Source organism: Plantactinospora sp. CA-294935 (assembly GCF_050936445.1).
Taxonomy (GTDB): Bacteria; Actinomycetota; Actinomycetes; order Mycobacteriales; family Micromonosporaceae; genus Plantactinospora.
The window spans coordinates 4,051,866-4,076,724 of sequence record NZ_JBNJMU010000001.1 but is presented as its reverse complement, the minus strand read 5'-3'; the positions used below and the strand labels follow the sequence as shown (position 1 = coordinate 4,076,724).

Here is a 24,859-nt window from a genome sequence, read left to right as displayed (position 1 = left end):
TCCGGTGCCGGCGGCAGGCCCGGGCACCGCGCTGGCGGGCTGCCCGGCCGGCGCCGCGCTGGCCCGGGGCGCCTCAAGAGGTGCCGGGCGTTGTCGCCGGTCGGCTCAGCCGGTCAGCTTGGCCAGCAGTTGCTGGAGGCTTCTGATCTCGATCGCCTGGTCGGCGTTGACCTCGCGGGCGAACCGGTCGGTCGCCGGCTCCAGCCCGCCGCCTGCCGCGTAGAGCTGCTGCACCATCGTCAACGCCCCGTTGTGGTGGCGGATCATGAAGTCGACGAAGAGCCGGTCGAACTCCCTGCCCCGGGCCTGCCGCAGCTGGCTCAGCTCCTCCGGGGTGAGCATTCCCGGCATCGCCGCGTCATGCCCGGCATGGTGCGTGTGCGGTCCGGGGACCTGTGCGCCGCGTTCGGTCAGCCACCGCTCCATCTGCGTCGTCTCGTCCCGCTGCGACGTCTGGATCCGGCCGGCGAGCAGTGACACCTCGGGGCTCTCGGCACGGTCGGCGACGAGGGCGGTCATCTCCAGCGCCTGCGCATGGTGCGCGATCATCCGCTGCATGAACTGGACGTCGGCTTCGGTGTGCGCCGGAGGCGGCGGCAGCTTGGACTGCTCGCCCGGGGAAAGGGCCCGGCCCGGCTGACCCGGCGCTCCCGGTTGGACGACCCGGGTGGCGGCGGCCGGTTCGTCCGGTCGGTCCCCGGTGAACCGGAGTACGGCGAACGACCCCACGCCGAGGGCGACGACGGCGGCCGGCACGGCGATCAGGAGACGGCGACGGGACGAGAACACTATTTGATCACCGTAGCCGACAACGTCTCCTCGGGCGAGAGCCGGCCAGGCAGGTCGGGATCACCGGCTGCCACCGTACGCAACCTGATCGACTGACGTTCCCGTTCTGGTCCGACCGGTCCGGCGCCTCCGATCCGGCGAAACCGACCGAGCCGAGGGGCCACCATAAGTTTCCATTATCTCCGGTTCAAGAAACCCGCATTTCCGCCTGCTGCGTTTGGTCTCCCGATGGACCGGTCCCTACGGTGTGCATGCGGCGTACGGGACGGCCAGCGCGGCACCGACCTCGACCTCCGGGAGTTGTCGGGTCGCGAGCCACCGGAAGACGGTCGTCCGTCACGGCAGCCGGAACCCCCACCGGTCCGAGCCGCAGCGCATGATTTCGGGAGGTTCATACATATGCGACGGTCGCACCGCGGTCGCGCCTCCACCGGTTCCGGCCAGCGCCGCCGCCTCCTCGCCGTGGCCGCCGCTCTCGCCGTGTTCGGTGGCCTGGTCGGTGTCACACAGATCTCCAACGCGGAGAGCCAGCAAGCCGCCCCCGGGTGCGAGCCAGGCTCCCCACCGCCGTCCGCCGCCGGGTCGGAGAGTCCCGGCGCCGCCGGGGACGACGCGACCGCCGAGGCGTCGCCGCCGGCGTCCGCCGAGACGTGTCCGCCGTCGACCGGCCCGGCCAGGCCGTCGGGTACCCCTGGCGGAGCCACCCCGGGTGGCGGCGGCCTGAACGCCCTGGGCGACGACTGCGAGGCGAGCGAGCTTCCCGCGCACACCGGCTTCCAGGACGGCGGCCGGTGCGTGGGGACCGCCTTCGGTGAGGTGGGTGCCGCGGAGCAGAACCCGACACTGCTGATCGCCCAGGCGCCGCGGACCGTACGCGAGGGACAGCCGTTCCGGCTCGTGGTGAGCACCCGCAATCTCGTCCGCGACCGGTTCCTACCCGCCGGACGGGGCGGCTACTACCTGGAGTCCTCCCTGCTCGACGACGAGGGCCTGGTCCGGGGTCACTTCCATACCGCCTGCCGGATGCTCACCACCACGAACGAGGCGGCCGACCCGGCTCCGGTGCCGGCGTTCTTCGTCGCGACGGAGGACGGCAAGGGCAGCGACGAACCGGATTCGGTGATCATCGAGGTGCCCGGGCTGCCTGCCGGTCTCGCCCAGTGCTCGTCGTGGGCCGGTGACGGTTCACACCGCGTCCCAATGATGGTCCGGGCCAACCAGATCCCCGCGCTCGACTCGGTCCGCATCCAGGTCCAGCCGGCCGAGGAGCAGCCGCCGGCCGAAGAACCCGGCAACGAACAGCCACCGGCCGAGCAGCCCGGCAACGAACAGCCACCGGCCGAAGAGCCGGGCAACGAACAGCCGCCCGCCGAAGAACCCGGCAACGAGCAGCCGCCAGTTGAGCAGCCTGGTAACGAGGAGCCGCCCGCCGGCAACCCGGGTGGCCAGCAGCCACCGGCGGAGCAGCCCGGCGACGACTCTCCCGAGCAGGAACCGGACCAGGAGCAGCCGGGCAACGGGCAGGAACCGGCCGGACAGAAGCCGACTCCGCAGAAGCCGGCAGGTGGCTCCGCCACTCCGACCGGCCGAGCCACCGAGCCGGTGACCGAGGAGTCGCCGGCGGGCGGAGCGAACGTCGCCCAGGGCCCGCCGGCCCGGGACAACGCCGAGACGGCGGCGTCCGGTGGTGGCGGCGGGTTGGCGCTCACCGGTACGAACACCATCACCTTCCTCGGGATCGGCGTGGCGCTGCTGATCGCCGGCGCGGCCTTCCTCTACCTGAGCCGCCGACGTCGGACGGTACGACGCTGACGCTGGTCGGCTGGACAGGCTGATCCAGCAGCGGACAAACGCGCAGGCCCGGCTCGTCGGTGGACGAGCCGGGCCTGGCGTCTGGACCGACCCGGGTGGGCCGGTCCGGGAACATCGGGATCAGCCGATGTCGAACCGGTCCAGGTTCATCACCTTGACCCACGCCGCGACGAAGTCGCGCACGAACTTCTGCCGCGCGTCGTCGCTGGCGTAGACCTCGGCGAGCGCCCGCAGCTCCGAGTTGGAGCCGAAGACGAGGTCGGCCCGGGTACCCGTCCACTTGACCTCGCCGGTGGCGGAGTCACGGCCCTCGAAGGTGTTCGCGTCCTCGGACGTCGCCTGCCACGTCGTGCCCAGGTCGAGCAGGTTGACGAAGAAGTCGTTGGTCAGCGACCCGAGGGTCGTGGTGAAGACGCCCAGCGGCGACTGCTGGTAGTTCGCACCCAGGACACGCAGGCCACCGACCAGGACGGTCATCTCCGGCGCGCTCAGGGTCAGCAGGTTGGCCCGGTCGACCAGCAGGAACTCGGCCGGCAGCCGGTGGCCCTTGCCGAGGTAGTTGCGGAACCCGTCCGCCGTCGGCTCCAGCGCCGCGAAGGACTCCACGTCGGTCTGCTCCTGCGACGCGTCCGTACGCCCCGGCGTGAAGGGCACCTCGACCGGCTGGCCGGCGGTCTTGGCGGCCAGCTCGACGGCGGCGGAGCCGCCCAGCACGATCAGGTCGGCGAGCGAGATCTTCTTCCCGCCGGTCTGGGCGGCGTTGAACGCCTGCTGGATCCCCTCCAGGGTGTGCAGCACCCGGGCCAGCTCGTCGGGCTCGTTGACCTCCCAGCCGCTCTGCGGTTCCAGGCGGATGCGCGCCCCGTTGGCGCCGCCGCGCTTGTCGCCGCCCCGGAACGTCGACGCCGACGCCCAGGCGGTGGAGACCAACTGGGACACCGACAGTCCCGAGGCGAGGATCTGGGCCTTGAGGGCGGCGACGTCCGCGGCGTCGACCAGTTCGTGGTCCACCGCCGGGATCGGGTCCTGCCAGATCAGCGTCTCGGTCGGGACCTCCGGGCCGAGGTAGCGCACGACCGGGCCCATGTCGCGGTGGGTCAGCTTGAACCAGGCCCGGGCGAACGCGTCCGCGAACTCCTCCGGGTGCTCCAGGAAACGCCGTGAGATCTGCTCGTAGACGGGGTCGAACCGGAGCGCGAGGTCGCTGGTCAGCATCCGCGGCTCGCGGCGCTTCGACGGATCGTACGCATCGGGCACCATGTCGCTGCCCGCGCCGTTCTTGGGGCGCCACTGGTGCGCGCCGGCCGGCGACTTCGTCAGTTCCCACTCGTACCCGAACAGGATGTGGAAGAACTCGTTGTCCCACCGGGTCGGGTGGTAGGTCCAGGTCACCTCGAGACCGCTGGTGATCGTGTCCGCACCCTTGCCGGTGCCGAAGCTGCTCTTCCAGCCCAGTCCCTGCTCCTCGATGGGGGCGCCCTCGGGCTCCGGGCCGACGTGGTCGGCGGGACCCGCACCGTGGGTCTTGCCGAAGGTGTGGCCGCCGGCGATCAGCGCCACGGTCTCCTCGTCGTTCATCGCCATCCGGCGGAACGTCTCCCGGATGTCCCGGGCCGAGGCGATCGGGTCCGGGTTGCCGTTCGGGCCCTCCGGGTTGACGTAGATCAGGCCCATCTGGACGGCGGCGAGCGGGTTCTCCAGCTCCCGCTCCCCGGTGTAGCGGTCGTCACCGAGCCAGGTGGTCTCGGGACCCCAGTAGACGTCCTCGTCGGGCTCCCACACGTCGGCGCGGCCACCGGCGAAGCCGAAGGTCTTGAAGCCCATCGACTCCAGCGCGACGTTGCCGGCGAGAATCATGAGGTCGGCCCAGGAGAGGCTCTGCCCGTACTTCTTCTTCACCGGCCAGAGCAGCCGGCGGGCCTTGTCCAGGTTCCCGTTGTCCGGCCAGCTGTTCAGCGGCGCGAAGCGCTGCATCCCGGCGCCGGCACCGCCGCGGCCGTCGCTGATCCGGTACGTGCCCGCGCTGTGCCACGCCATCCGGATCATGAACGGGCCGTAGTGCCCGTAGTCCGCCGGCCACCACTCCTGCGAGGTGGTCAGCACCTCCGCGATGTCCTGCTTCACGGCGGCCAGGTCGAGGCTCTGGAACGCCTCGGCGTAGTTGAACTCCTCGCCGAGCGGGTTGGCCACCGCCGGGTTCTTGGCGAGGATCTTCAGGTTGAGCTGGTTCGGCCACCAGCCGCGGTTGCCGCCACCCTGGGTGGGGTGGGGGGCACGCCCGTGCGCGACGGGGCAGCGGGACTCGCTGCCCGCCTCCGCGTCGTGGACGACGGCGTCGTGGTTTTCGGACATCTGGTTCCTTCCGTGACTTCGCGGATCAGAGAATTCAGGATTGGCCTGCGGTGGAGCAGTCGGGGCAGCGGCCCCAGTAGATGACCTCGGCCTCGTCGATGGCGAAGCCGTCGTCGTCGGAAGCGGTCAGGCAGGGCGCATCGCCGACGGCGCAGTCGACGTCGGAGATGCGGCCGCACGACCGGCACACGGCGTGGTGGTGGTTGTCCCCGACCCGCGACTCGTAGCGGGCCACCGAGCCGGACGGCTGGATGCGCCGGATCAGACCCGCGCCGGTGAGCGCGTGCAGCGAGTCGTAGACGGCCTGGTGGGACACGTCGGGAAGGTCGGCACGCACGGCACCGATGATCGAGTCGGTGTCGGCGTGCGGGTGCGCGTAGACCGCGTGCAGCACCGCGACCCGGGGACGGGTCACCCGCAACGCGGCACCGCGCAGCATCTGCGGGAAGTCCAGGGTCGCCGTCACGCCCGGAAGTCTGGCCACTTTTCTGGAATCAGTCAAGAATATGGGTGCGACGTCACCCCGGCCCGGGACCACCCCGGCCCGGGACCATCCGGTCCCGAGCCCGGCTACGGCATCCGCTATTTAATCAGCTTCCACGGGCCGAACGGATCACCCGGCGTCTGGTTCCGGGTGTACCAGCGCGCCCGGAAGATCTTCCCGTCGTACGTCACGGTCAAGGTCTGTGGCGCGCCAGCGGCGCGGCCGGGCTGAGACTCTGCCCGGCCTTCGATAACCCACGGGCTCGGCCCGGTGACCGGCAGGGAATGCCGGCGTGAACAGTGAACCTTTTTCAACCTCCCCTTGCGGTCCGTTGGAGCGCGAGGTCGGACGCGGTGCGTGAGCGCCGCGCGGTTCAGGTTGAAAAAGGTTCAGTTAGTTGATCAACGTTCGCCACAGGCCGGGTGGATCGGCGACGCCAATCAAACGCCGAGACACACACGTACCCATTACGGGCGGTGTTGGTCGGTATCCGACCGGTGGGCGGCGCCTCAATCATCGATGCGATTACCACCTTCTTTCAGGATGATGATCAAGGTAACCACGGCCCCCACAGCGGAGAAGAATTCACCTACGGTCTGAAACACGACTGTCCACTGGTGCACGACGACCCCCTGCTGGTAATCGGCCACCCGACCCCGGGATGGCCGGTAACCAGGTTGAGCTGGGCCGATGCTCGTCGTCGAGGGCTGCGGACGATGCCGGAGGAAATGGGAATGCACCGGATGCCGAAGACGGCGGTATGGCGCTGACCGAAGCCGATTCGTACGCTGTCCCGGGACGTCCGGGGCCGATGGTGGGAGGGGCTGATACCACTGACCACCACCCCCCTCGCCGATCTTTCGACCGCTCGCCACTGGCGTGATCTCGCCACGTACCTGTCATTGCTGAAGGCGCGATCCGGCTTGTCCTATGCGGACCTGGAGCGCCGGACGCGCTCCGTCGGCCGGCACGGCAGCCGTGAACTGAAGCGCAGCACGGTGAGCGACCTGCTGCAGGGCAAGCGAGCCCTGCCGCGTCCCATCGTGGAGAGCTTCGTCGCCGCCTTGGACCTGCCAGACACCGATCGTGCCCAGGTGTTGGCCACGTGGGAACGGATCGCCGCCCACGCCGACCGGCGTGACGGCGCCCCTCGCTTCACGGACGTGTCCCCGCGCGAACTCGGCATCCACGCCGCGATCCGGGCACCCGACACGGTCGATGAGCTGCCCAGGTACGTCAGCCGGTGCTTCGATCACGAACTCTCGGCTCTCATCCGGCGCGGAGCCGAGCAGGGCTGCTTCGTCCTGCTGGTGGGTGGCTCGTCGACCGGCAAGACCCGGTCGCTGTACGAGGCCGTCCGCGGCATCGTGCCGGACTGGCCACTGGCCCAGCCGGCGACCACCCAGGAGATCCTGCAATTGCTGCACGAGCCGGCCGAGCAGACGGTGGTCTGGCTGGACGAGATGCACCGCTTCCTCGGCTCCACACCGCCGTTGACCAGGGCCGCCGTGAGTTCACTCAAGAACGCCCGCATGATCGTGGTCGGCACGCTCTGGTCGGAGGAGTACACCGCTCGCAAGGAGTTGCGACCCGTCGGGCTGCCCGATCAGCATGCCGACGACCGAACCCTGCTCGAACTCGCCGAAGTGATCAGTGTCGAGCCGACGCTGCGCGAACAGGAGCGCCGTACGGCGGAGCGGGTCGCTGAGACAGACGCCCGGATCCGGATCGCCCTGCACAGCAGGGATGCCGGACTGACCCAGGTGCTGGCCGCGGGGCCGGATCTACTCCACCGCTGGGAACAGGCCCCACCGTACGCGAGAGCGGCCATCACCGCCGCGGCCGATGCACGCCGGCTCGGCGTCCACACGCCCCTCGCACCGGAGCTCCTGGTCGACGCCATGGCGGGCTACCTCGCTCCGGCCGAGCGCGTGACCGATACCGCGCGCTGGCTGGACGATGCCCTCTCCTACGCCACCAAACCGGTACACGGCACGGTCGCGGCGTTGTCGCCCCGGCCGGGTCGCCGCCCCGGCACGCTCGCCGGATACGTGGCCGCCGACTATCTCGCTCAGCGTCTGCGACAGGTCCGTCGCACGCACTGTCCTCCGGACAGCCTGTGGGAAGCCCTGATCGACCGGCTGGAGGACACCGACGACGTCCGCCGGGTTCGGGAGGCAGCCGCCGCCCGCATGCGATACCCACTTCAGGAACGCGCGCTGCGCCGACTATGCACACTGGGCGACGACCCGGCCCACGTGCAATTGGCCCTGCTGCTCGTCCGGCAGGATCGCCTCGCCGAGGCCGTCTCCGTCCTGCTTCACCAGGCGCAGGAGAGGCCCGACGACGACACCGTCACGGACGCTCTCCGCGACGTGCTCGCGCTACGCGGCCGCTCGGCGGGCCTGCGGACCTCCGACCCGCGGGACCAGATCCGCCTGGCAGAACTTCTCCACGACGGCGGCGAGACCGCAGACCTTCGGGTACGCGCTGCCGACGGCGACCTCGTCGCGGTGGACGACTTGACGTACCTGCTCGCCGACCGAGGCTTCCTGCCAGATCTGGAGGACCTCGCGGACGCCGGGCATCGCGTTGCGGCGGATCTCCTCGCCGAGTTGCTCGCCACGCACGGCCGCCTCGACGAGTTGGCGGTACGGGCGGACGCCGGTGACGAGTCGGCGGCGAACCGGCTGAGCAAACTGCAGGCGGATGACGCGGGCTCGATCACCACCGGCGTTGAGGCGCAGATCGAAACGCTCCGGAGCGCCGTGGTCGAGGGCCGCCGGCACGGCGCCGAGCAGCTCACGACGCTGCTGTTCGAGCTTCGGAACGACGAGGTGTTGCGGGCCGAGGTGGATGCGGGCACCCAGTTCGCCGCCGAACGGCTGATCGCGCTGAAGATGACGGACTGCGGCAGGGACTGGAGGGCCGCTGTGGCCGTCCTCAGGCTGCGCTCGTACGGACTGCACGCCGACGGATCACCGGCCGATCCGGTCGCGACGCCGTGAACCGGAACCTGGCCGACATCCCGTCGGATCGCGCGATCGCCCTGCCCGGTGCGCAGAGTGATGCGCTGGCCATGCTGATCGCCCGGGACCATGCGGAGCTGGCCGCCGTGGTGCACCGCTCGGACGCGAGACACGCGATGCCGGCGGACTTCGTGCATGCCGCGCTGAACCGACTCGAACAGGTCGCGGTCGAACTCCTGCCGGCGTGGCTCCCCGAAGCGGCGGAAGGAGTCCGTCCCGACACAGCCGGGCTCGCCGCGGTCCGGGTGGCTGCCGCCGCACGGGCACGTCGCGACCGCTACCCGGGATTCTTCCTGCCGGACCTGGCCATCTTCGCGGTGACCGCACGACGAGCCGCCACCACTGCCCTCCCGTTGCGTACCCGGGCAGCCGCGCTGGCCCGCCTCGTCGCCGACGCGTTCGGCAGGCGGAAGGTCGTGCTGCTCGTCGAACCAGCCGGCGCCGACGGTGCCGTCGTCGCGGCCGGGGCCGCGTGGCTCGTGCACCACGGCGGTCCGGCCGTCTGGCTGGTCGGAGCCGGGGCGGCCGGGCTGGACGGGCTCTCGGAGTTCTGGATCGAACCGCCGCTCGCATCGTCCGACCTGCCCCACGACGGCCGGGCGGTCGTCGGAAAGCCTCATCCGGCGAGCGACGTCGAGAAGACGCTGGAGGCGGCGCTGGCCGCCGAGAGCTGGTCGGCCGGACGGATGTGGAACCAGAGCTACCAGCCCCATGCCTTGGCCGCACCGGTGCGGCTGGATCTGCTGTGGCCGGACGAACGTTGCGTGGTGGAGATCGACGGGCCGGAGCACTGTCGTCCGGTTCGCTTCGAGGCCGACCGGCAGCGCGATGTCCAGCTGCAACTGGACGGATATGCCGTCCTGCGCTTCACCAATGCCCGAGTAACCCATGACGTCGGCGCCGTGGTCCAGCAGATCGGTACGTATCTGCGGGCACGTCGCCGGGACATAGCGGAAGGACAGTTTCATGGCCGGCGATGACCTGAACGCATCCGAAAGCGCGATCCTCATCGTACTCATGGTCGAGGCGCGGGAGGTGCTGAACACCGAACTCCGCAAGCAGTACGGCCTGGACGTACGCAAGCCGCAGCGCGACAAGCTCACCCGCCTGCACTACGTGGCCAGCCGGAAGAGCGGATCGACGTACGCCCTTCAACTGGACGACAAGGGCTGGGTGCGGATGCAGAACGACCTCGACTTCACGCTCCGCGGTGCGACGGCACTCGGCGCCGCGTTGACCGCCCTGCACGCCAGCCTGCGCGATCGTCTGCTGACCCGCAGCGGCTGCGCCACGCTGACCGAACTCTTCGCGTTGAGCGACGTACGCGCGCCGGCGGCCACCCGGGCTACGGAGCCGTCCGGGCCGTTGCAGGCGCGGATCGTCAGTGCGTACCGGGCGCTCGCGGACGAGCCCGGGGCCTGGGTCAGCCTGCGCCGGCTCCGCCCGTTCTTCGCCGACGTGCCGCGGGACGACCTGGACGACTCCCTGCGCCGGCTCAGCCGCGAGGACGGCGTGAACATCGCTCCGGAGTCGAATCAGAAGACGCTCACCGAGGCGGACATCAAGGCAGCCCTCCGCCTCGGCGGCCAGGAGAACCACCTGCTGGCGATCGGCGTGTAATGAACGAGGCGGAACGCGCCGCCCTGGCGGCACTGCGGTTCAACTGGGCGCCGGTTCCCGACGACGTGTGGCGACCGCTGCCCTTCCACGTCGATGGCCTGCACATCCCGGTCGTCCGGGATGTTCTCGCCGGGGTGGAGGAGGCCCGGGCGAGCACGGACGGCAGCCCGCTCGGCCTGGTCGTCCAAGGCCTGCGCGGGTCCGGCAAGACCCACCTGCTGGGCTGGATCCGCCAGCAGGTGCAGGAGAAGGGCGGCTACTTCTTCCTGGTCAGCCTGCTCGACGCCGGGAGCTTCTGGGACAGCGTGCTGGCCGCGATGCTGGACGGCCTGTCCCGGCCCGTGCCCGGTAGCCGGCAGACTCAGCTCAAACTGCTGCTGCGGCGCCTGTCGGCGATGGTGGGCGCGCCCCGGACGGCGCGTCGGGCCGTGATGGGCGAGACCGAACTGACCCGGGCGGCGCTCGACGCCTTCCTGGAGGGGCTCGGCGGGTTCGATCGGCACGTGGCCCGGATGTGCCAGGAGACCGCGCGAGCGCTCGCGCTGAGCGCCTCCGAGGACATCTCCCATCGCGATCTCGCGGAGAACTACTTCCTGTCCGGAGAAGAAGTCGTTTCCGGCGAACGCGCGGAATGGGGCATGCGGCGTGCCCCTCGTCCGGCCCAGCAGATCGTGCAGGATCTGTCCTGGCTGCTGGCTCTCACCGGTCCGTCGGTCGTGGCGATCGACCAGGTCGACACGCTGATCGCCCAGTTGGCGATCCAGAGCGATCCCTCCCTGGTGGGCGCCGCCGCGATGAGCCCCGAACAGGCGCTGATGCTGGCCCGGATGGCGGACGGCCTCATGTCACTGCGCCAGGCGACGCGACGGACGCTGACCGTCCTCGCCTGCATCCCGAACTCGTGGACCATCATCAAGTCCACCGCCGCCGACACGGTGGCCGACCGGTTCCGGGAGACGCCGACGCTGCGCCGGATCGACAACGCCGATCTCGCCCGGGCGATCATCGAAAAACGATTCACCCTCCGGTACCAGGAGGTCGGATTCACCCCGCCGTACCCCTCGTGGCCGGTCTCCCCGCAAGCCTTCACCGAGGCGGGTGCATTCACTCCACGTCAGCTGCTCATCGAGATCGACCGGCATATCCGCACCTGTGTCGCCGACGACGAGGTCCGGGAGATGGACAGCCTCGGCGAGCCGCCCGCCGCGGAACCCCGTGCACCCCGGCCCGCCCCGGTCAGCACCACCACCGCGGAGATGGACCGCTACGACGGCCGCTTCGCCGAGCTGAGGAACGCCGCCGACATCACCACGCCGCTCGAACGAGCTTCGGAGGACGAGGTGATGCCGCCACTGCTCGCCGCCGGGCTCACCGCCTGGATCCTGGAACGGGGGGACGCCGGGGAGTCGTTCAGCGTCGACCCGCCCCCGAGCACCGATCCGCCGCTGCATGCCCGGCTGCGCCTGACGCTCGACGAGCGCACCGAGGACCAGGTGCACTGGTGTTTCCGGGCGATCAGCGACGACCATCACGGCAACGCGGCGCTGGCCCGTCTCCGCAAGGCATGCGTAGCGTCAGCCCTCGATACCGGCCTGACCAAACGCAAACTGTTCCTGCTTCGCAACGGCGAATGGTCGAGCAGCGCGGCCACCCGGAAGGCCGTCGGTACGTTCACCGAGGCCGGCGGGCAGACGATCGGCCTGGACGACGAGGACCTGCGCATCCTCTCGGCGCTCCGGGTCATGCTCGCCGAAGCCACGATGGACCTGCAGGGGTGGCTGGCGGCGCGCCGGCCGACCCGGGACCTCAAGTTCCTGCAGCACGCTCTGGCAGACGTCGACGGCTGGACGGCGGACGGCGGACCGGACCCGGAATCCGCCGAGACCGCGCGACCGGTCGAGCCGGCTCCGGCGACCGCAGCCCCGGCCGGACCGGCGTTCGTCGTCGGGTACGGGTACGACGACGCGACGCCCGTGCCGCTGGCTCTCGAGGCACTCCGGAAGCACACCACGATCTTCGCCGGGTCGGGCTCGGGCAAGACCGTACTCGTCCGCCGCGTCGTGGAGGAGTGCGCCCTCCAGGGTGTCTCCGCCATCGTGCTCGATCCCAACAACGACCTTGCCCGCCTCGGCGAGCGGTGGCCCGACCCGCCCGCACAGTGGCGACCGGGCGACGCGGCCAGGGCGCAGGACTATCTGGCGCACACCGACGTGGTCGTCTGGACGCCGCGGCGCACGTCGGGCCGCCCGCTGAGCTTCCAGCCGCTGCCCGACTTCACCAGCGTGCGCGACGATCCGGACGAGTTCGGCGAGGCCGTCGAGGCGGCCGTCGCGTCCCTCGCGCCACGTGCCCTGGTCACCGGCCGGGCCAACAAGGCACATCTGGGGCTTGCGGTGCTGCGCAAGGCCGTCGAGCACTACGGCCGACGCGGGGGTTCCCGGTTGAAGGGTCTCATCGACACGCTGGCCGACCTTCCGGACGGCATCATCGACCTCGACGATGCCGACAAGATCGGTCTCGGCCTGGCTCAGACCTTGACCGCTGCCATGGTGAACGACCCACTCTTCGGCGGCGAGGGCACGCCGATGGATCCCGGCGTCCTACTCACTCCCGAGCATGGGAAGCGGGCCCGGATCTCGGTCATCAGCCTCGTGGGCCTGCCGTCCGACGACGTACGCCAGAGCTTCGTCAATCAGCTCCAGATGGCGCTCTTCGCCTGGATCAAGAGGAACCCCGCAGGTGATCGGCCCCTGCTGGGGTTGCTCGTCATGGACGAGGCCCAGACCTTCGCCCCGTCCGGAGCGATGACGGCCTGCACGCAGAGCACTCTGGCGCTGACCGCCCAGGCACGGAAGTACGGACTCGGGCTGATCTTCGCTACACAGGCGCCGAAGGGATTGCACAACCGCATCCCGGGCAACGCGGCAACCCAGCTGTACGGCCTGATGAACAGCCCGATCCAGATCGAGGCGGCACGCGAGATGGCCAGGGCCAAGGGAGGAGACGTACCTGACATCTCCCGGCTGACCGTCGGCGAGTTCTATCTCGCCGCCGAGGGCACCGCGCCGCGGAAGATCAAAACGCCGCTCTCGCTGAGCCACCACCCACGCAGCCCGCTGACCGTCGACGAGGTGCTGGACCGGGCACGCGGTACGGGCCGCATCCCATCGGGCGGTGATGAGTAGACCGGCCGCACGACGCGTCGCCGCGCGAACCGCGGATGCAGGTCGCCGGTGATCCACTACCGGTACGTTTGACCAGGTCACGAGTGCGGGGGTGATGTCCGGTGAGCCCGAGCCGACCCGGACCGGAACCTCCGGCAACACTCGCGCCTGAGCGAGGCTAGATCGCCAGGAGGCTAGATCGCCAGCCAGATCTCCGTGCGCAGGGCCGGAGTGCCGTCGACCGGGGCCGGCTCCTCGGCCGTCGGCGCCACGCCGCCCGCGGCGACCCGGTCGAGGGTACGCAGACCGAGTGGCCGCACGCTGCCGAAGATCGTGTAGTTCGGCCGCAGCGCCGAGTCGGCAAAGACCAGGAAGAACTGGCTGCCGTTGGTGTCCGGCCCGGCGTTGGCCATCGCCAGCACTCCGCGGGCGTAGACCTTCCGCTCGCCGGTCGGGTCGGTGGGCGCGGGCGGCAGGTCCGTCGGCAGTTCGTCCCTGTACCGGTATCCAGGGCCGCCCGAGCCCGTGCCCGACGGGTCGCCGCACTGCAGCACCTTCAGCGTCGGGTAGGTGGTGAGCCGGTGGCAGATGGTCCGGTTGTAGAACCTGTGCCGGACCAGGTGCAGGAAGCTCTGCACGGTGCATGGCGCCTGCGCACGGTCCAGGGTCAGCGGGATGAGGCCGAGGTTGGTGACCAGAGTGGTCGTCACCGTGCCACGGTCGGGCGTATGCCGGGGATCACGCGGCAGCGGCACCGGTCGTGCCGCCGGTTCGTCCGGAGTCTCGGTGTACTGGCAGGGCCCCTTCGTCACCTCCGGCGACACGGCGGCGGCATGTGCCGGAGCGGCGCCAGCGCCGAGCAGCAGGCCGGCAGTGAGCACCGTGACAGCGATGCGACGTGGGGCCACGTTGTCCTCCATTGACCGGTAGGAGTTCCCCACACGGTCTAACGGACATCGATGCACTCGTCAAGCGTGCGCCGACTCGATCTCGTATCGGCGGGTAGCTCCGCTCCTTCGACCTGGTCCGCCAGGCCCCGAAGGCGACATCAGCCATGCCGGGAAGGCTTCTTGCGTCGGCCCTCGGCGATCTCGCAAGTACGCGTGTCCTGGCGTCTCGGACCGCGTTTGGTCTGCATCCCGTGGTGCACCGGCAGTCCGTCTCGATGTGAGCGCGGCACGAGGAGAAGGCCCCGGCACGATCGGCTGAGCTGGTCCGGCCAACGATGCACATCGCACCACCGGCAAGGATCGGTCCCGCACGCCCCGGATCTGTCAGTCCAGCCGGGCCCGGTCGAAACGATCGATCAGGCTCGGCTTGCGGGCATGCCGCTCTCGCAGCCGGGTCATCTGCTCCGCGAACTCGAAAATCTCTCCCTCCCGGGCCGCCAACGCCTGGAGGTCCCTCAGCAGAGCGACAGCCGCGTCGTAATCCTTCGGACGCTTCGTCGAGATCAGTTCGTCCACCTGGTTCCAGGCCAGCACCGGATTCCGCGCCAACCCGTTCAGACGCCGCTCACGGGCCGCGGCAGCCGCCTCCTCACGACGCCTGCGCTCGGCAGCCTCACGCTCCCGAATCTGCTGTTGCCGCAGAGACCGGCGTTTCTCGGCCGCAGCGACCACGTCCCCCGCCGTCCGCCTCTCCCCGGCAGGCACTTCCTCCGCTACGCCGTGAAACCGCCGCAGCAGCTCCGATCGCAGCAACCCGGCATCACCACGCAGTAGCCGGACCAGCACCTCGTCCTTGTCCGCCTCCGGCAGGCCCTTCACCCATCGGCGTAAGGCGGCGACCGAAGGTTTCTTGTCGGTCAGCGGCCGACTGGCCCGTGCCGCCGCGTCCAGCAGATCAGGGTCGAGGCGAAGGAAATCGGCCAGGGCCCGCAACGGCCCGCTCAGCTCGGCCAGCCCCGCCGGGACCGGTGGCTCTGGCTCGTCGTCATCCAGCTCCTGGTTCTGCAGACACAGCAGCCAGGCCAGATACAGCAGCCGCTGATCACCACCGGCCAGATCCGCCCGGACCGGAGCAATCGCCGCGAGCCGCCCCTCCTCGTCCCACCATGCCTCGTCGCCGTCCTCGTCCTCGCTGCGAAGATCAATGACTACATGAGTACGGGTGGCCCAAGAGCCAGCCGACTCACCGACACAGAACCTCGCCGCAGTCTCCGGGACCAACGCCGCTCTGGGCAACCGCAGCATGATCCGCCGGGTACCCCAGTTCGCCAGGTACAGGTGCGCGTCGAAGTACCTCTCCATCCACTTGGCCGGATCGGCCTTGAGATCGCCCCACTGATACTCGTTGACGAAACTCGACGCCGTGATCCGGCCCCGGGTGGAAACCGCCCGCAGCTCGTCCTGCTGCTTCGGAGTCAGCGCCTGGTCGACCGCCACGAACTCGTAGTACTGGTACTCACTCACCGGCCGGCCCACCACCGGTACGCCTCGATCCACTGCGCACCATCAGGTGCGGGATCCGGCAACGGAAGGTCCAGGATTCCGATCGCCTGCCGCATCCGGCCGCGGTGACAGATCGCCACGATCCCGGACGAGCGCAGATCCACCTTCCGGACCACCACCGGCACACCGAGAACCTCGGTGGCGAAGGGCACCGCCAAGTTGTCCTGGATCATGGTGAAAAGACCAGTGAGCTGCTCATGCTCGTCGTAGCAGTCAACGACCGCCTCGGCAACCAGAGCATCGAGCTCAGCCTCACCCAGCGAAGACACCCGCGCAGAATAGACAACGCAACCCGAGGGTTCATCAGCGCCACCCAGCGCCCCACCCGTAGCGAACCATCGACCCGACATCCGGGCCACGGTTCGCGTACAAGATCGAAGTTGGGCGGACGCGTCGCCGCGCGAACCGCAGATCCAGGTCGCCGGTGATCCACTACCGGTACATTTGACCAGGTCACGGGTACGTGGTGGGGCCCGATGAGCCCTATCCGCCGCCACCCGGAGCCCCCGGCAAGGCTGTCGAGCTGCGAGTGTGCGCGCATCGGGCGGACTGCTGTGAGGGGTACGGGCGCGGCGAGGTGGATAGGCGCGAGTAGTCGACTCAGCTACCTTCTCCGCAGTCGGCCGCCTCTTGGCCAGGATGGTGTGAGACACCTCGTGTGAACTCGGGGTACGAACCTGGAGCGGGATCAGAGATCGTTTGTGTACGTGTCCACACCTTCTACCAACCAAAGCCGAACATCCAGGGTGTCAGTCACGGCGGCGGCGGTCCAACAGAGAGGCTACTTCGACCTGGAAAGGAAACGGCTCCTCCGAAGCGAGTGCTTGACCGGAACCTGCCACGACGTACGGAACGTAATGGTCGCCGTCCAGTCTCTGAAGGTGCAGTTCGACCGAGTCCTGCGGCTGCTCCACCCGCAGATACCAGCCAATCCCGGCCGCTGCATACAGCTGCGGCTTCAGCAACCTGTCCGTTCCGGCGTTGCTTGGCGATACCACTTCAGCGACAAGCTTGACCTCGACGGCCTCAACCGGTTGCCGTCGTCGTCGGTATCGGCCACGACGAGGTCTGGCTGCAATATGCGGCCACTGGCCAGCCGGAGGTTGACGTCCTGCAGGACCAGCAGTCCGGCCTGCTCAGCCGGGGCGTAGAGTCCCATAGCAAGAAGGAGCGCGATGTGCTGATGCCGCTTACTCGGCGCGGGACTCACCCACAAGCTTCCATCGATCAGCTCAATCCGGTTCGGGGTCTCGCCGAGCGCGAAGTATTCGTCCTCGCTCCACGGTCCCGGGTGCTCCAGCACTGCCACGCTCATCGGATCGCCTCACCTCTCGGCGGATGCTGCCCCAAGCGTGCCATGTCAACGCCTACCCGCGCGACAACAACCGGCGCCGCCGTGTGTGCGGTCCGGTCTGCTGGCCTGGACGCACCGTGACACAACGCCCAGGTAGCGTCAACCTTTCTATAGGTAGATCATGCTACCTAGAGGGAGGTTCCGCATGCCTACGGTCGAGTTCAGCGATGCCGCATACGAGAAGCTGGCCTTCGCAGCCAAGATTGCAGGAGTGTCACTGACAGAAGCGGTCGATCGCGTGTTCGGCACGTCCAACCAAGCGCCCGCCCCGGACAATCCCCAACACGAGCCGTCGGCGTCCAAGCAGCGCCAGGATGAGATCAAAGTGACCGCGACCTACCTAGGACGACGCGTCACCGGCTACCTCGATCTCGATTCAGAAAGGCTCCGAATCACCGAAGCACCTCACTCCGACCTCATACGGACCTTCAAGTCCCCCAGCCAAGCAGCTGTCGAAACGGTTCGCCACCTCAACCCGGGCCGCAAACGCCCTGAGACCAACGGCTGGCGGTTCTTCTGTACCGAGGACGGCCAACTCATCGAACGCTATCGCCGCCGTTGACGGTTCCACCGCGAGCAAGCGGTGGGCCGTCCACCAGCAAGGAGATCATCCGGTCCAAGTCCCAGAGGAGGATGAGACATATGTGGGCCGGACGCGTCGCCGCGCGAACCGCACATCACCGTCTCAGGTAATCCACTGCCGGCAGGTCTGACCAGGTCACAGGCTCGCGGCGGTGAACGACGAGTGGCACAACGGCGATTGCCCGCAACTCAAGCCGCCTCGCCGCGCGGCTCGAAACCCACCTTGAGACTCACATCCAGCGCCGCCGCCGATGCCGGACTCGTGTAGGGCCTTGCTGTCGTGGCGGGCGCCAGGGCAGGGCAGGCCAGTATCGACCAGCCGGCCGTCAAGGTCGGCCACGGCCTGCACGTTGAATCCGCTGCCGTGCCGTTTCCCCGAGTACATGCCCTCAACGCCGACGCGGTCACCGGTCGGGGCGAGGAACCCGTCGACGAGCACCGCCGAGCGCTTCGCTCGCGTCCGTATGTCACCGGCGAAGGCGGCGGTCGCCTCACACAGCAGCGGCCGCAACCGGCGCACGACCCGCGACACAGTGGACTGCGAGCAGCTAAACAACTCCCCGGCTACCTTCTGAGACTCGTTGCGCCGCATCAGGAACAAGGCCAGCACCACCGCCCGATACAGGCCCAGAATCCGATGCCTGCCCTTCACGGGCTGCCACACGCCACCGAGCAGCGCGAACACTGCGTTCACCAACTCGGCGACTTGATCGCCACGCAGCCCGGTCATAGCCTCGCACCGCGCCGGCCGTCCGGCGGTGATCTCGTTGTTCCACATAGTCCTCGCGATCTATCGCAAGGGCGGCTGTTGTGACGGCTAGCGACACGTCACAGGTCGATTACTTTCGAAAGGCGGGAAGTCCTGCGGAGTAGCGGCGAACTTGCGACGAAACGTGTCGACGGCCCAACTCGGCCGAAGGAGTAAGATCCTGCACGGGTGATCCACGCTCGCGTGGACCGTGCGAAGCTATGGAGCCAAAGAAATGGTGTCGTCCGTTCGTCAGGTGCGTGCCCGGGTCCGGCCATCGACCCGATCGACCGGCCGGCGATCCGGTGCCCAGCGGGCCTTCGCCGCAGGTCTGATCGCCGTCGTATTGCTGCTGACAGGTTGTCGACCCGATGGCCACGCCTCGGCGCCGGAACCCACCGGTCCTGCACCGGAGCCGTCCGCGACCGGGGCGCTGTACGGGCGGGTGATCCGCCCTGACGGGCGGGCGGCGAATCAGGCTACGGTCTCGCTGGCTCAGGTGACCAAAGAGGACCAATGGCGGACCGGCTTCGCGCTCGTCGCGAGCCTCGGTCTCTTGTGCCTGATCCCGTCGTTTTGCGGCGGCTCCGAGGAAGCGGCGGTTTCTGCCGACGGCCAATACAGTTATCCGGCCAGCAAAATGAAGTCCAGCCCAGATTTGGTGATCAGCGCCGCTCAACCCGCCGCTCCCGGCCAGTCGATCGGACCCCGAACCGTGGCCACGGTGAAGCGGGGCGTTACGCCGCAGCGCCTTCCGGACCTCATACTCTGGGAGCCCGAGATCACGGTGACAGAGGCCGGTGTGGGCAGCGCCCGGGTGAGCTGGTCACCCCTGCCTGCGGCTGCGGCACATGGCGGGCGAGTGAGCTATGCGGTGGCCGTACGCGTGGTGGCGCAAGGCTCCGGCAGACCGGAGCTGGTTTCGCGTCCGACTACAGGAACCAGTGCCCTCGTCGATACTCGGCTGTACGAGGATGCCTCGATCGAGGTCGTGGTGATGGCCGATGTGGCAACCTCGGTTGACACGCCGCCGGTGTCGTACGGATATCAGTCGGGTGGCCAGGGTCTGTTGTCGGCCGGACCGGCGCCGTCTCGCGGTCTGCCGTGTCTGGCTGACGACAACCAGCGACGATTGCGGCCCACCGTCACGCCCTGCCCGTTGACCGATGGCGACCTGGAACGACATGCCGAGGTTCGGCTGCCCGGCGGCTGCTCGGTGGAGGCTGACAACTGCACGGCCGAGTCACACCAGCGACTCTGCATCGATCTTGGTGCGCGCCGATCGATCAGGCTAGTGGTGTTCCGCACACCGTTCCTGCGCGACCGCGCGGTGGTGGAGTTCTCCCCGGACGGCAAGCGGTTCATCTCGGGTGGCCGGCCGGCTCACTCCGGACATGCCCGCACCGGTTATTCGCTGCCGTTGAAGTCGCCCGCCCAGGCGCGCATCGTCTGCGTGCGGGACCAGTTCAGCGGCAGCGTGCTCAGCGAGCTGTCCGCGTGGTGGTGAGCTGACGGAATGACCGACGTTATCGTTCGGCTGGCGGAGGCTGCCACCGTCCGCAGTCGACCCACCGAAGCGGGTGGAACGGCTGCCGGAGCGCCGCGGCGTACCGAAGCCGGCCTGCAGGGCGACCCGGTCGAAGTGATCTGACGCAAGGCGGCCGCCCTTACCCTCGGCAACACACCAATCTGATCACACCAACCCGGCACGGGTTGAATAGCGCTCATGGTCTCGGGCAGTAGTTCTCTGCGGCCGGTGAAGCGCTGGAGTTGGCGCCCCCACTTCAGTACGTCCAGGCCGGACAGGGTAATCGGGTTCGTCGGCAGCACCGGCCGGTCGTCCGGCGCACGATCGACCCGCCCAACTGCCGGTGGACAGCATCGAGCAGGCTGGCGAAGTGGTTCTCGCCGAAGCCCTGCAGTGCGGGACCCCTCCCGGGCGGGAGGCGCATCATGTCGCCATGAGAGTGAATCGCATGTCAGGTGTCGTCGTGGGGATCATCATGCTAACCGTCGCCGCCTGCTCCTCCTCGCCGAAGGAAGAACTGATCGAGAGCGCCGACGAGAAATGCCGCACGATCAGCAAACGGTTTGCCGGTGACCTGGCTTACGGCAAGGGAATCAGTAGCGACAGCGTGCCGAAGATCCGCGAACGGGTGGCCCTCCTGGAGGATCTGCGCGACCACGTTCGCAAGATGCCCAAGCCGGAGACCAGCCAAGCCGAGCTGGACGACTGGTCGGGCAAGCTCAACGAATACATCACCGAGCTGGACAACCTGGGCAGCCAGTTCGAGAACTTCCGGGCCGGGATGGACATGGTACTGATCTTGCAGTCCGGCATCGTCAACAAGGCCGCAAAGGCCATCGGCCCGGCGGGGAAACGCTTCGGGTTCAACGACTGCGCGCAGACCGAGAATTGGGAGCACCTCGACCCCTGACGCCGCCGCTGTCGCCTCCAGCTCAGGGTGACGTGCGGCGACTCCCTGACGAGCACTTCGCCAGCTGAATCTGGACGGTCCGCAGGTTTCACCGTCCAGACTCAGCTGGCGGATGCCGTGCCGTGGCATACCCGCACCGGGTGCCGGCCGAACCGCTGCTGGCACTCGATCGGACTCGTTGAAGTCGTAGTGCGGTCCCCAGAAATGAGAGTGCCGGTGATGTTGCGGTCAGGCACGGGACGGTGCATGCAGCACCCAGGCGCCGCCTCCTTCGGGCTGTACCTGTAGGCATGCGTCATGATCGCAGCCCTGCTCCACCAAAACACTGTTCCCGGCGGATCAGCCACGTTCGTCGGCGTAGCGGCGGACGCGGCCAGGCCTGGGTGGACGGAGAACAACGAGACGACTACGGCAGCGAGCGCCGCCACCAGCGGCATACGCGATAGGCACGCCAACCCCCGGCAGTTGACCCGCGCCCCGGGCGCTGCCACCCTGACGCGATGCTGAGATCGCCGCTGCGCGGGATAGACGCCAGCTACCGGAGGCAGACCGGCTGCGGCAGCAACTTCGCGATCGTCGTCGTCGACTTCAAGCCGGCCGAGGCGTACGAGTTCATCGACGCCGCGCCGGCGCGGGTACCCGGTTGGGCATCCGCCTGGGCGTCCGACCCGGACCACTTGGCGCTTCTCATGCGAGAGCACGACGACGACGTACGGGAGTACAAGCGGCTTCTGACCGACGCGATGCGCGCGGATCTCGGCCGGAGCGCCGTCCGGGTGGTGCTGACCCGGTTCGCTCACCACGAGGTCGACAGCAATGAGCGCGGCTTCGTCCTCTCCGCCCGGCGGGCGGTGCGGGAGCTGCATCGACGGGTCCCGCTGCGACTCACCGCGCCGGTGCGCGAAGTGCACGTGCGGGACACCGTCACGTACGCCCGCGGTGGCTCCGACTCGTTCGGCATGACGCTCGACTTCGAGCCGGCCGACGCGTACGAGTTCGTCAACCGGGCGGACCCGCTCCGGGTCCACCCGGAGATCGTGGACAAGGTGGTCCGGGCCGAGATCGCCACCACCCCGGTGCGGGTGGTCCTCACCGACGGCTGGCGCGACAACGTGGCCGAGGACCACTTCGGAAACCTCGCCCTGAGCACGCTGCCATACCTGCGGGAGCGCCTCGCCGAGGAGCCGACGGCACACCGGCGCGGGTAAGGCGTGGCCCGGCAGGGTCACCCGCCTCGTGGCCCAGCAGGGTCACCCGCCCCGCGGCCCGGCGCCACGTCACCAGCCGGGCAACAACGTCGGTCTGGCCGACCAGGAGTTGCTGGTGTCGACGTTCGACTCCGAAGCCGTCGTCAACGACTCGTACGCGGTCGACGCCGACCTGTACCTGCGCACCCCGGCGGATGTCGCCGCCGGGGAGTACGCCTCGGTCCTCACCCTCTCGCTGTTCGAGTAGCGGCCGGGCGGGGCCCGCGCGGGCCCCGCCCGGCCCACCGAAGAGGCTGCTCCGGATGACCGCTCCGGCCTCCTGCCGTACTCCGCTGCCGATCATGTGAATGCACACTCCCCTTACCGGCTCGGCTCCACCTCGTGGCATGGTGCCGTTCATCGGTGCCGCAATCACCGTCTCCGCATCCGTCAAGGTCTGCTACTGGGCTGTCGATCGCCGTGTGCGGCGGATCGAGGAGAGCCGCTGTCAGGAGATGGAAGAGCTGCGAGACCAGCGAGAGATCGAATTGGAGGAGATCCGCGAACTGCGTAGCGAGGTACGGGCCCTGCGGGAAGCGGTCCTCAAGCGTGAGGGCGACCACGTCGCGACGGAGACGCTGACCGCAGCGGAGAAGTTCCTGAACGAGCGGGGCGCGTCCGTGGCGCACCTTCCGAGGGTCCGCCCGGGCTCGTTGGCCGGGGCAGGCGGGCGCCGGATCGCACTCGTTTCGGCACCCGCCTGGAGGCGGTGCACCTAGTGTGCACCTAGCGAGTTCCGATCTTGCCGGTTGGATCTATGAACATGCAGGTGGACCGGACGCGTCGGCGCGCGAACCGCATATCCGCGTGACCGGTGATCCACTACCCGTACGTTTGACCAGATCACGGGCGCGCGGTGGAGCCCGATGAGCCCTATCCACCGCCGCCTGGGAACTCTGGCAACACTCGACCGGCCGTCTGGGCAACGTCGCATCTGCCACCACGCCGGGCCGTCCGCCGCGAGGTCGTCGCGACACAATCAAGAGGTCGTCGCGGCCTCCTCACCAGGACCACCATCTCGGACAACGAGGCGTACGCGGTATTGGTGCGCACGCTGGCGCTCCTCAAGATGTACGTCGTGGAGGAGCACCGATTCGACTCGCAGCGGGGTCGGGCTCCGAGCCGAATCTGTGCCATCCGTCGGGTCGACCCAGCAGCCGATCACTCGTGTGCGACCGCTTGCCGCCCGTGCAGCGAAGCCCGGTCGGCCGCGGCCCGGCCCGACGCCCAGCCCTCCCGGTTGTTGATGGCCGTTGCATGCTGCGTCAGCTCGGGGAACTGCTTCTCGAAGACATCGCGCACCGCGTCGTCGCGCGCTGCGAGCACGGGCAGCAGTTGGGCGGCGCCCGCCGACGCGGTCATCTCCCGGTCCACCCCCTCGGTCGCGGTGCTGAGCCGTTCACCGATCCGGGACGCGTACGCGGTCAGGAACGACTGGCGGAACGAGCGGGTCGTGTTGCGCCCGTACTTGTCAGTGCTCGGCTTGGCCTGCGTCATCGCCCTCGTCGCCTGCACGAGCAGCGAGGTGAACAGCAGTTCGGTCGACTCCAGATCGGCCGGGAAGCCGACGATGGTGGTGAAGCCGAACCGCTTCATCCACACCGCCCGACAGCGGTTGGCCTCCGCGACAACCTGCAACAGCAGCGTCTTCGGCGCCTCGTACGGATTGTCGATGCCCACCCGGCGGGTGACCGGCTGGTCGCGTACACCCGTCCTGGCGACGAGCAGGGCATGATCGATGCGATGACGGGCCATCAACTCCTGCGCCTTCGCCGTGAACGCGTCGGCCTCCTCCGGGAAGTCCGTGGACTCCGCCTTGGCCAGCAACGCCCGGACCCGATCAAGCATCCGCTGATCGAGATCCGCGGGAGGCGTCACCGCAGCGGACATGGCAGTGCCCGGCATCGGGCCGACCGGCTCGATCGGCGGCAGCGTCACGAGCAGATGAAGCACCTCGATCACGGTGGCGATCATCCCGGCTCGGTCGAGGCCCTGCCGTTCACCCCAGACAGTCACATAGTGGTCGTCGTGCTCCCACCACACCTGCACGTCGAGGGCAGCCAACTGCGACTGCCATCGCTGATCGACGCTCGCCGTGGAATAGCCGCGCATCTGCGCCGCGATGGCATCGACCATGAGCCGGCCGTGACGGGCGGAGTACTCACGGCGGACAACCCGTACCAGCTCGGCCGGCTGCCAGCCGCGCCGCCACGCGTGCTCGACCTCGCGGAGCAGGGAAGCCAGCAAGGCCCGGTTGACCAGCTGGACGCCGGTAGCACCGCCGGGACCGGCAGTCAGCAGGGCGCGGCAACGGTCGAGCTCGGCCGTCTCTTCGCGGTGCTGGGCGTGGATCGCCTGGTCGATGATCTGTTCCGCGAGCTGACGCTGGGACGGAACACGAGACGCGCCGAACAGGCCCAGCGGGTCGTCGGGGCCGAGCGGCCCGGCAGCCCTTCGACGCTGAGCCGCCTCCGCAGCCTTCCGCTTGGCCTTGTGCCGTACCCGACTGTTCTTCCCCATTGGCCTCCTCCCGACCCGACGACACCAAGCCACAAACGCTATCAACCCGGACCGACGGGCAGCCCACGGCTCGACGACGATGGCAGCGGGTCGGGCACAATCGGGTACCGAACCCGCAGTGTCGGTAGAGACAGCTCGTCACGTCGTCGAGCAACACCAGCAGGGTCGCGGGCAGCTCTGGCTGCGCCATGCGACCACCCAGGAAGTCGCGGAGCTGGTCGACGCTGCGACCGGCGGCCACGGCGGCGAGTACGTGCCGCAGTTGGC

The 24,859-nt window shown here is 68.9% G+C and carries 20 protein-coding genes and 1 pseudogene; 11 read left to right on the top strand and 10 right to left on the bottom strand.

Annotated features, from left to right (window positions below; all coding sequences use genetic code 11):
- Positions 1 to 105 precede the first annotated feature (105 nt).
- Complete coding sequence (locus tag ACQEVC_RS18240) at positions 106 to 789, bottom strand: DUF305 domain-containing protein (protein ID WP_432878877.1); 684 nt, start codon at positions 787 to 789, stop codon at positions 106 to 108.
- A 399-nt stretch (positions 790 to 1,188) separates the two neighbouring features.
- Between ACQEVC_RS18240 and ACQEVC_RS18235 the strand changes: the two genes are divergently transcribed.
- Positions 1,189 to 2,601 carry an LPXTG cell wall anchor domain-containing protein gene (locus ACQEVC_RS18235; protein ID WP_432878875.1) on the top strand — a complete coding sequence of 471 codons (1,413 nt, stop codon included), beginning with the start codon at positions 1,189 to 1,191 and terminating at the stop codon, positions 2,599 to 2,601.
- Between the two features lie 120 nt (positions 2,602 to 2,721).
- Here ACQEVC_RS18235 and katG read toward each other — a convergent pair whose 3' ends face one another.
- The 3 genes from katG to ACQEVC_RS18220 form a co-directional block, all read right to left on the bottom strand.
- Complete coding sequence (katG, locus tag ACQEVC_RS18230) at positions 2,722 to 4,953, bottom strand: catalase/peroxidase HPI (protein WP_432878873.1); 2,232 nt, start codon at positions 4,951 to 4,953, stop codon at positions 2,722 to 2,724.
- A gap of 34 nt (positions 4,954 to 4,987) precedes the next feature.
- Positions 4,988 to 5,392 carry a Fur family transcriptional regulator gene (locus ACQEVC_RS18225; protein WP_432891506.1) on the bottom strand — a complete coding sequence of 135 codons (405 nt, stop codon included), beginning with the start codon at positions 5,390 to 5,392 and terminating at the stop codon, positions 4,988 to 4,990.
- Between the two features lie 554 nt (positions 5,393 to 5,946).
- Positions 5,947 to 6,087, bottom strand: coding sequence for a hypothetical protein (locus tag ACQEVC_RS18220; protein WP_432878870.1), 141 nt, complete (start codon positions 6,085 to 6,087; stop codon positions 5,947 to 5,949).
- A gap of 129 nt (positions 6,088 to 6,216) precedes the next feature.
- On the opposite strand from ACQEVC_RS18220, the gene ACQEVC_RS18215 reads away from it, so the two are divergent.
- Genes ACQEVC_RS18215 through ACQEVC_RS18200 form a run of 4 tightly spaced genes read left to right on the top strand, consistent with a single transcriptional unit; the run spans position 6,217 to position 13,271 of the window.
- Positions 6,217 to 8,445 (top strand): helix-turn-helix domain-containing protein, encoded by a 2,229-nt coding sequence (locus tag ACQEVC_RS18215; protein WP_432891504.1) that lies wholly within the window; start codon positions 6,217 to 6,219, stop codon positions 8,443 to 8,445.
- Entirely contained in the window at positions 8,442 to 9,446 is a 1,005-nt protein-coding gene (locus ACQEVC_RS18210; protein ID WP_432878867.1) for an endonuclease domain-containing protein, read from the top strand. The genes ACQEVC_RS18215 and ACQEVC_RS18210 overlap by 4 nt, the downstream gene beginning before the upstream one ends.
- On the top strand, positions 9,433 to 10,086 hold the full coding sequence (locus tag ACQEVC_RS18205; RefSeq protein WP_432878865.1) for a hypothetical protein: 654 nt from the start codon (positions 9,433 to 9,435) through the stop codon (positions 10,084 to 10,086). The genes ACQEVC_RS18210 and ACQEVC_RS18205 overlap by 14 nt, the downstream gene beginning before the upstream one ends.
- Positions 10,086 to 13,271: a helicase HerA domain-containing protein gene (locus tag ACQEVC_RS18200; RefSeq protein ID WP_432878862.1), complete on the top strand. Its 3,186-nt coding sequence runs from the start codon at positions 10,086 to 10,088 to the stop codon at positions 13,269 to 13,271. The genes ACQEVC_RS18205 and ACQEVC_RS18200 overlap by 1 nt, the downstream gene beginning before the upstream one ends.
- A gap of 173 nt (positions 13,272 to 13,444) precedes the next feature.
- Here ACQEVC_RS18200 and ACQEVC_RS18195 read toward each other — a convergent pair whose 3' ends face one another.
- The 4 genes and pseudogenes from ACQEVC_RS18195 to ACQEVC_RS18180 form a co-directional block, all read right to left on the bottom strand.
- On the bottom strand, positions 13,445 to 14,158 hold the full coding sequence (locus ACQEVC_RS18195) for a peptidylprolyl isomerase (RefSeq protein WP_432878859.1): 714 nt from the start codon (positions 14,156 to 14,158) through the stop codon (positions 13,445 to 13,447).
- Between the two features lie 366 nt (positions 14,159 to 14,524).
- Complete coding sequence (locus tag ACQEVC_RS18190) at positions 14,525 to 15,637, bottom strand: hypothetical protein (protein WP_432878856.1); 1,113 nt, start codon at positions 15,635 to 15,637, stop codon at positions 14,525 to 14,527.
- A 23-nt stretch (positions 15,638 to 15,660) separates the two neighbouring features.
- Positions 15,661 to 15,972: a calcium-binding protein gene (locus ACQEVC_RS18185; RefSeq protein WP_432878853.1), complete on the bottom strand. Its 312-nt coding sequence runs from the start codon at positions 15,970 to 15,972 to the stop codon at positions 15,661 to 15,663.
- Between the two features lie 480 nt (positions 15,973 to 16,452).
- Positions 16,453 to 17,018, bottom strand: a pseudogene (locus ACQEVC_RS18180) (Uma2 family endonuclease).
- 184 nt (positions 17,019 to 17,202) lie between these two features.
- On the opposite strand from ACQEVC_RS18180, the gene ACQEVC_RS18175 reads away from it, so the two are divergent.
- Positions 17,203 to 17,619, top strand: a complete 417-nt coding sequence (locus ACQEVC_RS18175) for a hypothetical protein (protein WP_432878850.1) — start codon at positions 17,203 to 17,205, stop codon at positions 17,617 to 17,619.
- 156 nt (positions 17,620 to 17,775) lie between these two features.
- Here the strand turns inward: ACQEVC_RS18175 and ACQEVC_RS18170 are convergent, their stop codons facing one another.
- A complete protein-coding gene (locus ACQEVC_RS18170; protein WP_432878848.1) occupies positions 17,776 to 18,369 on the bottom strand; it encodes a transposase family protein in 594 nt (197 codons plus the stop codon).
- Positions 18,370 to 18,622: 253 nt separating this feature from the next.
- Here ACQEVC_RS18170 and ACQEVC_RS18165 point away from each other — a divergent pair, with 253 nt between their 5' ends.
- The 5 genes from ACQEVC_RS18165 to ACQEVC_RS18145 all read left to right on the top strand — a co-directional run bounded on the left by ACQEVC_RS18165 (position 18,623) and on the right by ACQEVC_RS18145 (position 22,791).
- Entirely contained in the window at positions 18,623 to 19,894 is a 1,272-nt protein-coding gene (locus ACQEVC_RS18165; protein ID WP_432878845.1) for a hypothetical protein, read from the top strand.
- Positions 19,895 to 20,258: 364 nt separating this feature from the next.
- Positions 20,259 to 20,825, top strand: a complete 567-nt coding sequence (locus tag ACQEVC_RS18160; RefSeq protein WP_432878843.1) for a hypothetical protein — start codon at positions 20,259 to 20,261, stop codon at positions 20,823 to 20,825.
- A gap of 500 nt (positions 20,826 to 21,325) precedes the next feature.
- Positions 21,326 to 22,033, top strand: a complete 708-nt coding sequence (locus ACQEVC_RS18155) for a hypothetical protein (RefSeq protein WP_432878842.1) — start codon at positions 21,326 to 21,328, stop codon at positions 22,031 to 22,033.
- Positions 22,034 to 22,061: 28 nt separating this feature from the next.
- A complete protein-coding gene (locus ACQEVC_RS18150) occupies positions 22,062 to 22,280 on the top strand; it encodes a hypothetical protein (protein ID WP_432878840.1) in 219 nt (72 codons plus the stop codon).
- Between the two features lie 139 nt (positions 22,281 to 22,419).
- Positions 22,420 to 22,791: a hypothetical protein gene (locus tag ACQEVC_RS18145; RefSeq protein ID WP_432878838.1), complete on the top strand. Its 372-nt coding sequence runs from the start codon at positions 22,420 to 22,422 to the stop codon at positions 22,789 to 22,791.
- Between the two features lie 442 nt (positions 22,792 to 23,233).
- Here the strand turns inward: ACQEVC_RS18145 and ACQEVC_RS18140 are convergent, their stop codons facing one another.
- A complete protein-coding gene (locus ACQEVC_RS18140; protein WP_432878835.1) occupies positions 23,234 to 24,592 on the bottom strand; it encodes a DUF2786 domain-containing protein in 1,359 nt (452 codons plus the stop codon).
- Between the last annotated feature and the right edge of the window lie 267 nt (positions 24,593 to 24,859).